12 protein-coding genes and 3 tRNA genes are annotated in these 15,510 nt (G+C 65.3%); 4 read left to right on the top strand and 11 right to left on the bottom strand.

Annotation, left to right across the window (positions count from 1 at the left end; all coding sequences use genetic code 11):
- The first annotated feature begins 2 nt into the window (after window positions 1-2).
- On the top strand, window positions 3-1,301 hold the full coding sequence (locus AC3B6A_RS04675) for an NAD(P)/FAD-dependent oxidoreductase (RefSeq protein WP_488401138.1): 1,299 nt from the start codon (window positions 3-5) through the stop codon (window positions 1,299-1,301).
- Window positions 1,302-1,560: 259 nt separating this feature from the next.
- Here the strand turns inward: AC3B6A_RS04675 and cyoE are convergent, their stop codons facing one another.
- The 5 genes from cyoE to cyoA are packed head-to-tail and all read right to left on the bottom strand — an operon-like array spanning window position 1,561 to window position 6,406.
- A complete protein-coding gene (gene cyoE, locus AC3B6A_RS04670) occupies window positions 1,561-2,448 on the bottom strand; it encodes a heme o synthase (RefSeq protein ID WP_488401137.1) in 888 nt (295 codons plus the stop codon).
- 11 nt (window positions 2,449-2,459) lie between these two features.
- Window positions 2,460-2,822, bottom strand: coding sequence for a cytochrome o ubiquinol oxidase subunit IV (gene cyoD, locus AC3B6A_RS04665; RefSeq protein ID WP_488401136.1), 363 nt, complete (start codon window positions 2,820-2,822; stop codon window positions 2,460-2,462).
- Window positions 2,822-3,451 carry a cytochrome o ubiquinol oxidase subunit III gene (gene cyoC, locus AC3B6A_RS04660; RefSeq protein WP_488401135.1) on the bottom strand — a complete coding sequence of 210 codons (630 nt, stop codon included), beginning with the start codon at window positions 3,449-3,451 and terminating at the stop codon, window positions 2,822-2,824. Before cyoC ends, cyoD begins: the two co-directional genes overlap by 1 nt.
- Window positions 3,452-3,454: 3 nt before the next feature.
- Entirely contained in the window at window positions 3,455-5,434 is a 1,980-nt protein-coding gene (gene cyoB, locus AC3B6A_RS04655) for a cytochrome o ubiquinol oxidase subunit I (RefSeq protein WP_488401134.1), read from the bottom strand.
- A 6-nt stretch (window positions 5,435-5,440) separates the two neighbouring features.
- Window positions 5,441-6,406, bottom strand: a complete 966-nt coding sequence (cyoA, locus tag AC3B6A_RS04650; RefSeq protein WP_488401133.1) for a ubiquinol oxidase subunit II — start codon at window positions 6,404-6,406, stop codon at window positions 5,441-5,443.
- Between the two features lie 308 nt (window positions 6,407-6,714).
- Between cyoA and AC3B6A_RS04645 the strand changes: the two genes are divergently transcribed.
- Window positions 6,715-7,188, top strand: a complete 474-nt coding sequence (locus AC3B6A_RS04645) for a hypothetical protein (protein WP_488401132.1) — start codon at window positions 6,715-6,717, stop codon at window positions 7,186-7,188.
- A gap of 514 nt (window positions 7,189-7,702) precedes the next feature.
- Here the strand turns inward: AC3B6A_RS04645 and AC3B6A_RS04640 are convergent.
- The 3 genes from AC3B6A_RS04640 to AC3B6A_RS04630 all read right to left on the bottom strand — a co-directional run bounded on the left by AC3B6A_RS04640 (window position 7,703) and on the right by AC3B6A_RS04630 (window position 7,945).
- Window positions 7,703-7,778: transfer RNA gene (locus tag AC3B6A_RS04640), tRNA-Lys, on the bottom strand.
- A gap of 5 nt (window positions 7,779-7,783) precedes the next feature.
- Window positions 7,784-7,860, bottom strand: a tRNA-Pro gene (locus tag AC3B6A_RS04635).
- A gap of 9 nt (window positions 7,861-7,869) precedes the next feature.
- Window positions 7,870-7,945 (bottom strand) — tRNA-Asn (locus tag AC3B6A_RS04630).
- A gap of 211 nt (window positions 7,946-8,156) precedes the next feature.
- Between AC3B6A_RS04630 and AC3B6A_RS04625 the strand changes: the two genes are divergently transcribed.
- Complete coding sequence (locus tag AC3B6A_RS04625) at window positions 8,157-10,454, top strand: DUF1631 domain-containing protein (RefSeq protein WP_488401131.1); 2,298 nt, start codon at window positions 8,157-8,159, stop codon at window positions 10,452-10,454.
- A gap of 10 nt (window positions 10,455-10,464) precedes the next feature.
- A complete protein-coding gene (locus AC3B6A_RS04620) occupies window positions 10,465-10,818 on the top strand; it encodes a PilZ domain-containing protein (protein ID WP_488401130.1) in 354 nt (117 codons plus the stop codon).
- A 171-nt stretch (window positions 10,819-10,989) separates the two neighbouring features.
- Here the strand turns inward: AC3B6A_RS04620 and clpB are convergent, their stop codons facing one another.
- From clpB to rluD, 3 genes are all read right to left on the bottom strand, one after another.
- Window positions 10,990-13,554: an ATP-dependent chaperone ClpB gene (clpB, locus tag AC3B6A_RS04615; protein ID WP_488401129.1), complete on the bottom strand. Its 2,565-nt coding sequence runs from the start codon at window positions 13,552-13,554 to the stop codon at window positions 10,990-10,992.
- Between the two features lie 221 nt (window positions 13,555-13,775).
- Window positions 13,776-14,501, bottom strand: a complete 726-nt coding sequence (gene pgeF / locus AC3B6A_RS04610) for a peptidoglycan editing factor PgeF (protein ID WP_488401128.1) — start codon at window positions 14,499-14,501, stop codon at window positions 13,776-13,778.
- Window positions 14,498-15,457 (bottom strand): 23S rRNA pseudouridine(1911/1915/1917) synthase RluD, encoded by a 960-nt coding sequence (gene rluD, locus AC3B6A_RS04605; protein ID WP_488401127.1) that lies wholly within the window; start codon window positions 15,455-15,457, stop codon window positions 14,498-14,500. The genes pgeF and rluD overlap by 4 nt, the downstream gene beginning before the upstream one ends.
- Window positions 15,458-15,510 lie beyond the last annotated feature (53 nt).

Genomic DNA, 15,510 nt, shown 5'->3' with positions numbered 1-15,510 from the left:
ACATGTCCCATCGTATCGTGATCGTCGGCGGCGGCGCCGGCGGGCTGGAGCTCGCGACCCGTCTCGGCCGCACCCTGGGTAGGAAAGGCACGGCGCGCATCACCCTGGTCGACGCCAACCTCACCCACATCTGGAAACCCCTGCTGCACGAAGTCGCCGCCGGCTCGCTCAACTCCTCCGAGGATGAGCTGAACTACGTCGCCCAGGCGAAATGGAACCACTTCGAATTCCAGCTCGGCCGCCTCTCCGGCCTGGACCGCGCCAGCCGGCGCATCCAGCTTGCCGCGACGCTCGACGAGCAGGGCGAGGAGCTGGTCCCGGCGCGCAGCCTGGACTACGACACCCTGGTCCTGGCCATCGGCAGCACCACCAACGACTTCGGCACGGCGGGCGCCGCGGAGCACTGCATCTTCCTCGACACCCGCGAGCAGGCCGAGCGCTTCCACAAGCTGCTGCTCACCCACTACCTGCGCGCCCACGCCGGGCCGGACAAGGACGACCAGATCAGCGTCGCCATCGTCGGCGCCGGTGCCACGGGCGTCGAGCTGTCCGCCGAGCTGCACCACGCCGCGCAGGAACTGGCGGCCTACGGGCTGACCGGCATCCAGCCGCAGAACATGCGCATCACCCTGATCGAAGCCGGCCCGCGCGTGCTGCCGGCGCTGCCCGAGCGCATCAGCCGCCCGGTGCACCAGGCGCTGGAGAAGCTCGGCGTGCGCGTGCTCACCGGCTCGGCGGTGCAGGAAGTCAGCGCCGACGGCCTGCGCACCGCCGCCGGCGAGTCCATCCCGGCGAGCCTGAAGGTCTGGGCGGCGGGCATCCGCGCGCCGGGTCTGCTCAAGGAGATCGACGGACTGGAGAGCAACCGCATCAACCAACTGGTGGTGCGCCCGACCCTGCAGACCACCCGCGACGACAATATCTTCGCCTTCGGCGACTGCGCCGCCTGCCCGCTCGGCGATGGCAGCGAACGCAACGTCCCGCCGCGCGCCCAGGCTGCGCACCAGCAGGCTTCGCTGCTGGCCAGGTCCCTCGTCGCGCGCCTGGAAGGCACGCCGCTGCCGGAGTACCGCTACACCGACTACGGCTCGCTGATCTCGCTGTCGCGCTTCAGCGCGGTGGGCAACCTGATGGGAAACCTGATGGGCAGCGTGAAGCTGGAAGGCTGGCTGGCGCGGATGTTCTACGTGTCGCTGTATCGCATGCACCAGATGGCGCTGTACGGAGCATTCCGCACCGGGTTGCTGATGATCTCCGACCGTATCGGGCGCAGTACCGAGCCGCGGTTGAAGCTGCACTGACCTGAGGGTGTGAATGAGGGGCGGACGACCGAGAGGTGTCCGCCCTTTTTCATTGGGCCGTTTACACGGCCATCGCGGACAAGGTCCGCTCCTACAAGGGCGGGAGTCACCTGTAGGAGCGAGCTTGCTCGCGAACCGCCCAGACGCCGGAGACGCCGGGAAACACCGTTCGCGAGCAAGCTCGCTCCTACGAAAAGCCCGCCCGCGCGCATGAAAAAGCCGCCCCGAAGGGCGGCTTTTTCATTGCAGCCGAACAGCCCTACAGCGCCGCCAGCATCGACTGCGCCGGGATGGCCTGGAAGTCGATCGACATCATCAGGCTCAGCACGCTGATCGCGATGATGGAGAAGGCGAACAGCTGTCGCGCCCAGCGGCGGTCGTCTTCGGCGCTGAAGCCCTTCACCGCGATGAACAGCCACCAGGCGCTGACCGCCAGCGCCACCGCCAGGTAACCGTAGCCGGCGAAGCCGGTCACGGTCAGCAGCAGGGTCGCCAGGCCGAAGGCCAGCACGTAGTAGAGGATCTGCTTCTTGGTCGCGTCGATGCCCCGCTCCACCGGCAGCACGGGGATGCCGGCGGCGCGGTAGTCGTTCAGGCGGAAGATCGCGATGGCGTAGCTGTGCGGCATCTGCCAGAGGCAGAAGATCAGCAGCAGCACCGCCGCGCCCATGTCGAACCGGCCGCTGGCGGCGCAGTAGCCCACCACCGGCGGCATGGCCCCGGAGAGGCTGCCCACCAGCGTGCCGTAGACCGAGCTGCGCTTGAGCCAGAGGCTGTAGAGCACGACGTAGACGAAGAAGCCGAACGCCGCCAGCAGGGTCGCCTGGACGTTGGTCTTCCACGCCAGCAGGCCGAAGCCGGCCAGGCCGAGGACCACGCCGTGGGCCAGGGCGGCCTTCAGCGAGATCTGCCCGGTCACGGTGACGCGGCTGCGGGTACGCTCCATGAAGCGATCGATGTCGCGGTCGATGCAGTTGTTGAACACGCAACCGCTGGCGACGACCAGGGACAGGCCGATCACGGTGGCCAGCAGCAGCATCGGGTCGACGCTGCCGCGGGCGGCGAGGAAGTATCCCCCCGCCACCGCGATCAGGTTGCCGAAGATGATGCCCGGCTTGGCCACCAGGAGATAGCGCTTGAGTTTCACGGCAGCGGCCCTCAGGGCATCGGCATCATCAGCGCGTCGGCGGTGTAGATGATCCACAGCGACAGGCCGACCACCAGCAGGATGATGATGGCGGTGAAGATGAACGCCATGACGTTCCAGCGGCCTTCCGAGGAGAAGTTCATGTGCAGGAAGCACACGAGGTGCACCACCACCTGAACCAGCCCCAGGATGACCATGGTGAGGAGCGTGGCGTGGCGGGAGAAGCCGCCATCCATGACCATGTAGAACGGAATCGCGGTCAGGATCACCGAGAGCACGAAGCCGATGGCGTAGGACTTCAGGCTGCCATGGCTGGCGCCGTGGCTGTCGTGGCCGGCGCCATGGCCGCCGTGATGATGTGCAGCAGCGGTCATTACAGGGCCCCCATCAGGTAGACGACGGTGAAGACGCAGATCCAGACGATGTCCAGGAAGTGCCAGAACAGGCTCAGGCACATCATGCGGGTGTTGTTTTGCGCGGTCAGGCCACGGGTGGCGATCTGCGCCATCAGCACCAACATCCACAGCAGGCCGGCGGAAACGTGCAGGCCGTGCATGCCGACCAGGGTGAAGAAGGACGACAGGAAGGCGCTGCGGCTCGGGCCGAAGCCTTCGGCGATCAGGTGGTGGAACTCGTTGAGCTCCATGGCGATGAACGCCGCGCCGCAGAGGAAGGTCACGCCCAGCCAGGCGATGGCCTTGCCCCTGGCGCCCCGGTTCGCGGCCAGCATGGCCAGGCCGTAGGTGCAGGAGGAGATCAGCAGGATCGCGGTTTCGACGGCCACGTAGGGCAGTTCGAAGATGTCCCGGCCGCTGGGGCCGCCGGCCGTATGGCCGACGAGCACAGCGTAGGTGGCGAAGACACTGGCGAACAGGATGCAGTCGGTCATCAGGTACAGCCAGAAGCCGAAGACCGTGTTGCCGCCGCTATCGTGGGCGTGATCGTGGTCGTGTGCGGCCTCGTGGGCATCGACCAGGTGTTTGTTCAGTACTGCCGTCGACATGGCTCAGACCTGCTGATTGGCGAGTTTCTGGAAGTAAGCGTTTTCGACGCGCTCGATCTCATCGGGCTGGACGTAGTAGTCCAGGTCGGTGACATAGCTGCGCACGATGACCGAGGCGATCATGCCGACGAAGCCGACGCCCACCAGCCACCAGATGTGCCAGATGGCGGCGAAGCCGAAGAGGAAGGCGAACACGGCGATGGAGAAGCCCGCAGCGGTGTTCTTCGGCATGTGGATCGGGTTGTAGGCCGGCAGCTTGCGGTACGCGGTACCGGTCTGCTTCATGTCGTGGAACGCGTCGATGTCGTTGACGTGCGGCAGCTCGGCGAAGTTGTAGGCCGGCGGCGGCGAGGACGTGGACCACTCCAGGGTACGGCCGCCCCACGGGTCGCCGCTCACGTCGGCCAGTTGCTTGCGGTTCTTGATCGACACCAGCAGCTGGATGACCGTGCAGGCGATGCCCAGGAAGATCAGCACGGCACCGAAGAAGGCCACCACCAGGTACGGCGTCCACATCGGGTTGTCGTAGTGGTTCAGGCGACGGGTCATGCCCATGAAGCCGAGGATGTACAGCGGCATGAAGGCCACGTAGAAGCCGACCAGCCAGAACCAGAAGGAGCGCTTGCCCCACTTCTCGTCCAGCGTGAAGCCGAAGGCTTTCGGGAACCAGAAGGCGAAGCCGGCCAGGTAGCCGAACACCGCGCCGCCGATGATGGTGTTATGGAAGTGGGCGATCAGGAACAGGCTGTTGTGCAGCAGGTAGTCAGCGCCCGGGATGGCCAGCAGGACACCGGTCATGCCGCCGATGCTGAAGGTCACCATGAAGCCCAGGGTCCACAGGATCGGGGTGCTGAAGCGCAGGCGGCCGCGGTAGATGGTGAACAGCCAGTTGAACAGCTTCACCCCGGTCGGGATGGAGATCAGCATGGTCGCAACGCCGAAGAAGCCGTTGACGTCGCCGCCCGAACCCATGGTGAAGAAGTGGTGCAGCCACACGGTGAAGCCGAGGAAGGTGATCGCCGCGCTCGCCCACACCATCGAGGTGTAGCCGAACATGCGCTTGCCGGCGAAGGTGGCGGTGACTTCCGAGAAGATACCGAACGCCGGCAGGACCAGGATGTACACCTCAGGATGGCCCCAGGCCCAGAAGAGGTTGATGTACATCATGGCGTTGCCGCCCAGCTCGTTGGTGAAGAAGTGCATGTCGAAATAGCGGTCCAGCGACAGCAGGCCCAGGGCCGCGGTCAGGATCGGGAACGACGCAACGATCAGGATGTTGGCGAAGGTGCAGGTCCAGGTGAAGATCGGCATGTGCATCAGCTTCATGCCCGGGGTACGCATCTTGAACACGGTGACCAGGAAGTTGATGCCCGTGAGCAAGGTGCCCATGCCCGATATCTGCAGCGCCCAGATGTAGTAGTCCACACCCACGCCAGGGCTGTAGGCCAGCTCCGACAGCGGCGGGTAGGCGACCCAGCCGGTGCGGGCGAACTCGCCCAGGCCCAGCGAGACGTTCACCAGCATCGCGCTGACGACCAGCAGCCAGAAGCTCAGCGAGTTCAGGAAGGGGAACGCCACGTCACGCGCGCCGACCTGCAGCGGCACGACCAGGTTCATCAGGCCGGTCATGAACGGCATGGCCATGAAGATGATCATGATCACGCCGTGGGCGGTGAAGATCTGGTCGTAGTGTTCCGGCGGCAGGTAGCCGTGGTTGGCGCCTTCGGCCAGGGCGAGCTGGCCGCGCATCATGATGGCGTCGGCGAAGCCGCGCAGGAGCATGACCAGGGCGACGATGATGTACATCACGCCGATCTTCTTGTGGTCGATGGAGGTCAGCCACTCGGTCCACAGGTAGGTCCACTTGCGGTAGTAGGTGACCGCGCCGACCACGCCGAGGCCCAGCAGGGCGACGACGGCCAGCGTGATGACGATGATCGGCTCGTGATACGGCACGGCCGACAGTGTCAGTTTCCCGAACATCTGTGGTTACTCCTGGCTCGGATTCATTTGCATGCCCTGCATGCCTTGCATGTCGTGCATGTCGTGGCCCGCCATGGCGGCCTCTTCATGCGCACCCTCGGCGTGCCCAGCCTTGGCCATCTCGTGGCCGGCGTGCTCGTACTTGGTGAGGACGTGCTGGAACAGCTCGGGGCTGACGGTGGAGAAGTAGGTCGCCGGAACGTTCTCGCTCGGCTTCACCAGCGCGGGGTACTGGTCCAGTTGCAGGGTCTGCGGCGAGGCCTTGACCTTCGCGACCCAGTCCTGGAAGCCCTGCTCGGAGGTGGCGATGGCCTTGAACTTCATGCCCGAGAAGCCGCCGCCGCTGTAGTTCGCGGAGATGCCGTCGAACACGCCTTCTTCGTTGGCGATCAGGTGCAGCTTGGTGAGCATCCCGGCCATGGAGTAGATCTGGCTACCCAGCTGCGGGATGAAGAAGGAGTTCATCACCGAATCCGAAGTGACCTGGAAATTCACCGGGGTGTCCTTCGGGAAGGCGATTTCGTTGACGGTGGCGATGCCCTGTTCCGGATAGATGAACAGCCACTTCCAGTCCAGCGAGATGGCCTGGATGGTCACCGGCTTGACCTCGGAGTCCAGCGGACGGTACGGGTCGAGCTTGTGGGTGCTTTCCCAGGTGATCCAGCCGAGCACGGCGATGATCAGGCAGGGGATCAGCCAGACGACCAGTTCGATCCTGGTCGAGTGGGACCAGTCCGGCGTGTAGGTGGCCTTGGTGTTCGAAGCCCGGTATTTCCAGGCGAAACCGAGGGTCATGAGGATGACCGGAACCACCACGATCAGCATCAGCACCGTAGCCGTGATGATCAGGGACTTCTCGTCGGCGCCGACCTGCCCTTTCGGATCGAACAGCGCCATGTTGCAACCGCCGAGCATCAGCATCGGCAACCACGCAAGTCTCTTCAAAATTCCTGTGTACTGCTGTTTTTTCATCTTGCGGCCTTAGTGGATGAAAATCGCTTCACCGCCCACGAGCCTTCGCCACGCCTAACCGGGCGAACGGCTCCCCGCGACATCCGACGTCGCCTGCCAGGGCTGCCATGGGTTCACGAACGCGGCCGCCAGGAATCCGGGCAAAGGAAATCCGCCCGGTCTTCGCGATGCGAAACCGATTTCGTCAGCTGATTCGTTCCGTGTTGTTCAGCGTGTGGTGTCTGGACTGGCGGCTCGTCAGAGCACGCGCGTCGCACACCGGATGCACGAGGGGATTGCCCGCCTCGTCGTATGACAGGAGCCCACCGATGGCAGTCCCCCTGTTGTTATGCCGCTGCACCAGATGGCGAGTACCGACAATGATCTGCGTCAGTACGACTCAGCGATTTGGGGGTAGGAAATGGACGGCGGGTATTACAAAGCATTTCAGAAATGCCTTTCAAGGCCCCGATCTTTCATTTTTAACAAGATATTTTCTCATTCCGAGAAACAGTTCGGACCGAAATTGCTCAGAAAACGAACAATTCACTGACAATACACAAGGGCATTTCCCCTATACCAGGGGCCTGCCCGTGCCTGCCATGAATGTGTGTCAAAACCATGAACAGCGGGGCTTCCAGCATCACTGCAAGGGACCGGAAGAGAGCTGTGATGCACTTGGCAAAGACCTTGCCATGATCGCGATCAAGAACTTCTGCGAAAGCCGCCGAAACGCCCTGCGCACCCTGCGACACATCGACGCAGCAGGCTCTTTGCAAGCGAAAAAGTGGTTCAAGGTGTGACATCCGATACAGGCGACGAAGACGCTCCTGGGCGCACCGCCCCTCATCAGGAACGAGCCACGACGACACCGTCACATCCCTGCCAGCCAGCCCGGCTTTCACTTCCTGCCGCCTCGACGACACGCTATCGCCTGCGAAAGAGGACTCTATGACTTATGACAGGCAGATGAGGGCTGCGTGCCCTCCGCCCGCCTATCAAGAGCGAGAGATCCGGACCTCTTGGGAATACTGACGCATCGCTGCCACTCGAAATTCGGCACCAGGCCTCTGGCTGCGCGCACATCTATCACGTATCACGCAGCCCTCGCCCTGCAGCTTCGCCTCACCAGGGAGGATGACCTACGCCCGAATAGCTGATTTCACTGGCCCGCAAATGAAAAAAGCCCGCCTTTGAAGGCGGGCTTTTTCATATTGACATCACGATGGAGCGGGCTTGAAGTTCGCTCCAAGCAGCTGCGACGCTGGAAATCCGGCTTGAAAGCCTCTTCCTGATACCGCGCAACTGCTGTGAATATGGTGGGTCGTGTAGGATTCGAACCTACGACCAATTGGTTAAAAGCCAACTGCTCTACCGACTGAGCTAACGACCCATATTTGGTCGGGGTAGAGAGATTCGAACTCCCGACATCCTGCTCCCAAAGCAGGCGCGCTACCGGACTGCGCTATACCCCGCTTGGAAGTTGGCTCCGCGACCTGGACTCGAACCAGGGACCCAGTGATTAACAGTCACTTGCTCTACCGACTGAGCTATCGCGGAACGACGAGCCTTCCAATCCCTTCTACGCTTCCGGCTTCACCGGATTCCCGTATCAGAGGCGCGCCATTTTACGGATCCGGAATCACCTGTCAACCCTCTGATCCAAAAAGTTTTTCTCGGCTTTGCAGGGGAGCAGGCGGATTGCTATATCTGCATGCAGGACATGAGTGATCACCCAGGGCGCAACGGACCGATTAGCGACAGGAAGGCCATGAGCAGCAAGGACACCCCTCCGCCCTCGTCGATCGCCAGTCGGATGATCCAGCCGCGCTTCGGCGAGCTGGTGCAAGCCTGCCGGCAGCTGGTGATGAACCAGTTGGCCGAGTTGCTCGGCAATGTCTTTTCCCAGGTCGACGACACCCTGTTCGAAGGCGCGGAAAAGGCCGAGAACAATCAGGTCCAGGCTCTGTTCTTCGAGGCCATGCGGGAAATCCGCCGGCAGCGGCCGGCACTGGAGCGCTTCTATCACCAGCGCATCGCCCAGGGCCTGAGCGACTTCCTCGAAGGCAAGCTGCCGACCGGCGATCCCTACGATGAGCTGGACGCGGATCAGCTGACGCTGATCGATCACGACGAATATGAAGAGACCCTGCTCATCATCAATATGGTGAACCAGGTAAAGGCACAGTGCGCCCAGCCGCTGTTCGCCCTCGGCCAGCGTCTGGCGCTGCTCAACAACGGCAGCAAGATCAGCGAGGAGCACAACCCCTTCGGTCCCCAGGCGATTGTCCGGGCCTATCGCGAGACCCTGGCGCAGAGCGCTTTCCCGCTGCGCATCAAGACCATCCTTTATGTGCTGTTCGACCAGCAGGTGATGCGGCATCTGGCGCCGCTCTATGAACAGCTCAACCAGCGCCTGGCCGACGCGGGAATCCTGCCGAATCTGAAATACCGCCCGCAGGGCAGTCGCCCCACCCCGCCAGCGCGGCCTGCGGCGCCCGTGGAAGGCGTCCCGCCAGCCGCCAGCGCGACGCCCTTGCAGCCGCACTACAGCGTTGGCGACCTGCCGGACGTCCCGCCGGCCGATCGCCAGGCCCTGTTCGGCGGGCTCGCGGTCCTGCTGGCCGAACACCGCCGGCGCGGCGACAAGGCCACGCTGTTCGGCAACAGCCAGAGCATCGTCAGCTTCGGCCCCTCGTCCGGTGCTGCGACCAGCACCTACAGCGCCAGCGAACTGCTCGAAGCATTGAACCGCCTGCAGCGCGAGTCGGCCCGGGAACTGGCACAGCGCCTGCGCCAGCCACAGAGGGTGGATGCGCTGAAGGCCGACCTGCAGCGCCAGCTGGAAGCCGGCACCGCGCAGCCGGGCAATACCCGCCTGACCGACAGCGAGGCCGACGTCATCGACCTGGTGGGCATGGTCTTCGACTTCATCCTCGACGACGAGAACCTGCCCGACAGCTGCAAGACCACCCTCTCCCACCTGCACACGCCCTATCTGCGGGTCGCCCTGCAGGACAAGCAGCTCTTCACCCAGCACCATCATCCGGCGCGCAAGCTGCTCAACGCCATGGCCCAGGCCTGCGTGCTGTACGGCGGCGAAAGCGAGGAGCGCAATCTGCAGGCGAAGATGCACTGGGTGGTCGAGCAGGTGGTCCAGGGCTTCGTCGGCGACCTCAGCCTGTTCGACACGCTGCTGGCCGAGTTCAACGAGCACGTCGCCGACCTGCGGCAGAAGACGGAACTGCGCGAACGCCGCGCCATGGAAGCGGCGCGCGGCCGCGACCGCCTGCTGGCCGCCCGCGAGCAGGCGCTGGACGCCATTGCCGGGATGACCGGGAACCGCGACCTGCCGCCGCTGGTACGCCACTTTCTCGAACGCAGCTGGTGCGATGCGCTGACCTTCATCGCGCTGCGCAGCGGCGAGCACAGCGATGAGTGGACGCGCGCCTGCGAAGTCGGCGAGCAGTTGGCCTGGAGCGTCACCCCGCTGGATGCGGCGGGGCGCGAGCACCTGCAGGCGCTGCGCCTGGGCCTGCTGGACGAGCTGCGCCGGGGGCTGGAGGTACTCGGCGGCTATCACGAGGACGGCATTCGCCGCCTGCTGCAGGATCTGGTCGCCTGCCAGCAGGCGATCCAGGCCCAGCAGCCGCAGGTCGCCGCCCAGCTCCGGCGGGAGCTGCCGGAAAGCCCGCTGGGCGCCATGCTCGGCGCCGAAGGCCTCGGCCATGAGCGCAGCGGCGGGGAGGCAATCTCCGAGCGCGTGCGCGCGTGGATCTGGGAGCTGGAGCAGGTGGAATTCGGCACCTGGTTCGAGTTCAACGACGTAACGCCGGCCCGCCGGCTCAAGCTGTCGTGGTTCAGCCCGACCACTCGCAACTATATGTTCGTCGACCGCAGCGGCCAGCGCGTGGCCGTCAAACCCTTGGTGCAGTTGGCGCGGGAAATGGAGGCGGGCAGCATTCGCCTGGTCGCCACGGAGCACGCCGCCCCGCTGATGGACCGCGCGTTGAATACGATCTACCGGATCCTGAAACGCTTCACCGGGCGCGCCCCGGCAGAGAACTGAGGAGCACTCGATGGGAGAACGTCGCCAGCATGACCGGCAACTGACCGGGCTGACCGTGGAGGTCTTCGACCGCCACTCAGGGCGCAGTCTCGGACGCCTCGCCGACCTGTCCAGCGAGGGCTTCATGCTCTGCGGCGTGGACGTGCCGGACGTCGATTCGGTCTGGGACTGCCGGCTGGTCCCGCTGCCGCCGCTCGACGAGGTCGGGGAGATCCACCTGGGCGCCGACTGCCTCTGGAGCCGCAGCGGCGCCGACGACCAGCTGGGCTGGGCGGGCTTCCACATCATCGACCTCGCCGAGGATCAGGCCGGGGCGCTGGAGTGCCTGCTCGCCCGTCTCGAAGAGGCCCGCGCCAACCGTTGAGCGGGCATGGCCGGCCGGGACGTGCCTGCTCACGAACCGGCTCGATACAGGCGTTGCAGGATTCGCGAGCAAGCTCGCGCCTACGGAAAAGCCGATCGTCTCACTGAAGTTCAGCCCCGAGCCGGACATGAAAAAGCCCCGCAGTGCGGGGCTTTTTCATCGGCCTGTGGATCAGGAGAAGACGATCTCGTCGCCCTCCACCCTGGCATGGATTTTCGCGCCCGGGAGGAACTTGCCGGCAAGGATCAGTTGCGCCAGCGGGTTCTCGATCCAGCGCTGGATCGCACGCTTGAGCGGACGCGCACCGTAGACCGGGTCGAAACCGACGGCGATCAGCTTGTCCATCGCCTCCTCGCTCAGCTCCAGGCTCAGCTCGCGCTCGGCCAGGCGCTTGCGCAGGCGGCCCATCTGGATCTGGGCGATACCGGCGATCTGCTCGCGGGCCAGCGGCTCGAAGACCACCACTTCGTCGATCCGGTTGATGAACTCCGGACGGAAGTGCGCATTCACCGCATCCATCACCGCCGCGCGCTGGGCCTCGCGGTCGCCGATCAGTTCCTGGATCTGCGCCGAGCCCAGGTTGGAGGTCATCACCACCACCGTGTTGCGGAAGTCCACGGTACGCCCGTGGCTGTCGGTCAGGCGGCCGTCTTCGAGCACCTGCAACAGGACGTTGAAGACATCCGGGTGGGCCTTTTCCACTTCGTCCATCAGCACCACGGAGTACGGCTTGCGGCGCACGGCTTCGGTCAGGTAGCCGCCCTCTTCATAGCCGACGTAGCCCGGAGGCGCGCCGATCAGGCGAGCCACGGAGTGTTTCTCCATGAACTCGGACATGTCGATGCGCACCAGCGCTTCCTCGGTGTCGAAGAGGAACTCGGCCAGGGCCTTGCACAGCTCGGTCTTGCCCACCCCGGTCGGGCCGAGGAAGAGGAAGGAGCCGCTCGGGCGGTTCGGGTCGGCCAAGCCGGCGCGGGAACGGCGCACGGCGTTGGCCACGGCCACCACGGCCTCGTTCTGGCCGATGACGCGCTTGTGCAGCTCGTCTTCCATGCGCAGCAGCTTCTCGCGCTCGCCTTCGAGCATCTTCGATACCGGGATGCCGGTCCACTTGGACACGACCTCGGCGATTTCCTCGTCGGTCACCTTGTTGCGCAGCAGCTGGTTCTCGGTCTTGCCGTGCTGGTCGACCATTTGCAGGCTGCGTTCCAGGTCCGGGATGGTCTGGTACTGGATGCGCGCCATGGTTTCCAGGTCGCCCTTGCGCCGGGCCGCTTCCATTTCCTGCTTGGCCTGCTCGATCTTCTGCTGGATCTGCGCGGAACCCTGGACCTCGGCTTTCTCCGATTTCCAGATTTCATCCAGATCGGCGTACTCGCGCTCGAGCTTGGCGATGTCTTCTTCGAGCTTGGCGAGGCGCTTCTTGGTGGCCTCGTCGTCTTCCTTCTTCAGCGCCTCGCGCTCGATCTTCAGCTGGATCAGGCGGCGGTCCAGGCGGTCCAGCTCCTCGGGCTTGGAGTCGATCTCCATGCGGATGCGGCTGGCGGCCTCGTCGATCAGGTCGATGGCCTTGTCCGGCAGCTGGCGGTCGGTGATGTAGCGGTGGCTGAGCTTGGCCGCGGCGATGATCGCGCCGTCGGTGATGGTCACGCCGTGGTGTACCTCGTAGCGCTCCTTCAGGCCACGCAGGATGGCGATGGTGTCTTCCTCGCTCGGCTCGTCGACCAGCACTTTCTGGAAGCGGCGCTCCAGGGCGGCGTCCTTCTCGATGTACTGGCGGTATTCGTCCAGGGTGGTGGCGCCGACGCAGTGCAGTTCGCCGCGGGCCAGGGCCGGCTTGAGCATGTTGCCGGCGTCCATGGCGCCCTCGGCCTTGCCGGCGCCGACCATGGTGTGCAGTTCGTCGATGAACAGGATGATCCGCCCTTCCTGCTTGGACAGCTCGTTGAGCACCGCCTTCAGGCGCTCCTCGAACTCGCCGCGGAACTTGGCGCCGGCGATCAGCGCGCCCATGTCCAGCGCCAGCAGGCGCTTGTCCTTCAGGCCGTCGGGAACTTCGCCGTTGACGATGCGCTGGGCCAGGCCCTCGACGATGGCGGTCTTGCCGACGCCGGGCTCGCCGATCAGCACCGGGTTGTTCTTGGTGCGGCGCTGCAGGACCTGGATGGTCCGGCGGATTTCGTCGTCACGGCCAATCACCGGGTCGAGCTTGCCGTCCTCGGCGCGCTTGGTCATGTCGACGGTGTACTTGTCCAGCGCCTGGCGCGACTCCTCGGCGTTCGGGTCGTTGACCGCCTCGCCGCCGCGCAGGTTGGCCACGGCGTTTTCCAGGGCCTTCCTGGACACGCCCTGGCTGCCCAGCAGCTTGCCGAGCTTGGTGCTGTCGTCCATCGCGGCCAGCAGCACCAGCTCGCTGGAGATGAACTGGTCGCCCTTCTGCTGGGCCAGGCGGTCGGCCTGGTTGAGCAGCCGCGCCAGGTCCTGCGACAGGTTCACGTCGCCGGTGGGGTTCTGGATCTTCGGCAGCGTATCCAGCTCTTTATTGAGCGCGACGCGCAGCGCCGGGATATCGAAGCCGACCTGCATCAGCAGGGGCTTGATCGAGCCGCCCTGCTGCTCCAGCAGGGCGGAAATCAGGTGCACGGGCTCGATGGCGGGGTGGTCATGTCCCACGGCCATGGACTGGGCATCGGAGAGCGCAAGCTGCAGCTTGCTGGTCAAACGGTCGATTCGCATGAGGGTCGTCCTTCCTTATCTATGGCGGGCCGGGGCGATGGATGCCCCCGGTCACGACAAAGCCCGCCGGGATGCCAGATAGATAAGGACGATTTTGGGCGGTTCAAGCCATTTGGCCATGACGCCCGTCAGTTCGCGCTGCCGGGAACACCGTCCGCGATGCGCTCGCTCCTACCCCAAAAGAGGGCCGGCGCGGTCCGGTGGGTCCAGGAGCGGAGAGGTCAGGCCAGCCAGATCAGGCTGGCGAGGCGGCCGGTGCGGGCGTTGCGGCGGTAGGAATAGAAGCGCTCGGCATCGGTGAAGGTGCACAGGCCGCCGCCATGGACCGCCGTCACGCCTTTCGCGGCGAGGCGGATGCGCGCCAGCGCATAGATGTCGGCCATGAAGCGCCCGGCATTGGCGCTGGGGACGAAGGCCCGCGCGGCCTCGGCGTGGTCCGCGAGGAAGGCTTCGCGCACCTCAGGGCCGACCTCGAAGGCCTGCGGGCCGATGGACGGGCCAAGCCAGACCAGCAGTTCCTCTGGTGCAACGCCCAGGGCATCGACCGTGGCCTCCAGCACCCCGCCGGCCAGCCCGCGCCAGCCGGCATGGGCGGCCGCGACGCGGGTGCCGGCGCGGTCGCAGAACAACGCCGGCAGGCAGTCGGCGGTCATGATGGTGCAGGCGATGCCGGGCTTCTGGCTCCAGCTGGCGTCGGCGGTGGCGACCACGGACGGATCGGCCTCGACCACGTCGATGCCATGCACCTGGCTCAGCCAGGCCGGCCGGCAGCCCAGTTCGGCGGTCAGGCGGCGGCGGTTCTCGGCGACGGCCGCCGGGTCGTCGCCGACATGGTCGCCGAGGTTGAAGCTGTCGAAGGGTGCGGCGCTGACGCCGCCGGCCCGGGTGGTCACGCAGGCGCGGACATTCGCCGGGGCCGGCCAGTCGGGCGTCAGCCAGGGGTTCATACGAAGGACTCGTTGTCCTGCCGCAGCAGGCTCAGCAGCCAGGTGAAGTCGTCCGGCAGCGGCGATTCCCACTTCATGCGCACACCGGTGGCCGGGTGGTCCAGCTCGAGGAAGCGCGCGTGCAGGGCCTGGCGGGGGAAGTCGCGCAGGGATTCGATCAGGGTCGGGCTGGCGCCCGGCGGAATGCGGAAACGCCCGCCGTAGGTGGGATCGCCCACCAGCGGATGGCCGATGTGCGTCATATGGACGCGAATCTGGTGGGTACGGCCGGTCTCCAGTTTCACCCGCACATGGGTGTGGGCACGGAAACGGTCGAGCACGCGGTAATGGCTGATGGCGACCTTGCCGGCCTCGACCACCGCCATCTTCTGCCGCTGCACACCGTGACGGCCGATCGGCGCGTCGACGGTGCCACCGGAGACGATCACGCCGGTGACGATAGCCTCGTACACCCGGCTGACGCTGCGCGCCTGCAGCTGCGCGACCAGGTTGGTGTGGGCCTCGAGGGTCTTGGCCACCACCATCAGGCCGGTGGTGTCCTTGTCCAGGCGGTGCACGATGCCGGCGCGCGGCACGTTGGCCAGGTGCGGCACGTGGTGCAGCAGCGCGTTGAGCAGGGTGCCGTCCTGGTGGCCGGCGGCGGGGTGAACCACCAGGCCGGTCGGCTTGTCGATGACCAGGATGTGGTCATCTTCGTAGACGATGTCCAGCTCGATGTCCTGGGCCTTCCACTCGCCCTGGGCCTCCAGCTCCACCGCCAGTTCCAGGCGGGAGCCGGCGTGCACGATGTCGCGCGGGCGCAGCACGACGCCATCGACCTTCAGGCGGCCGTCCTTGATCCAGCTGGCCAGGCGCGAGCGGGAATGATCGGAGAAGAGCTGGGCGGCGACCTGGTCGAGACGCTGACCACCGAGGTCGAACGGCACTTCTGCCGCGAGTTGGATGATATCGGACATGGCGGGACACGAAGGGCGCGCGGCCTTTTGGTTCGGCTGCACGCTGTGGTTAA

Source organism: Pseudomonas sp. B12(2026) (assembly GCF_057767015.1).
This window is presented reverse-complemented; position numbering and strand designations above follow the sequence as displayed.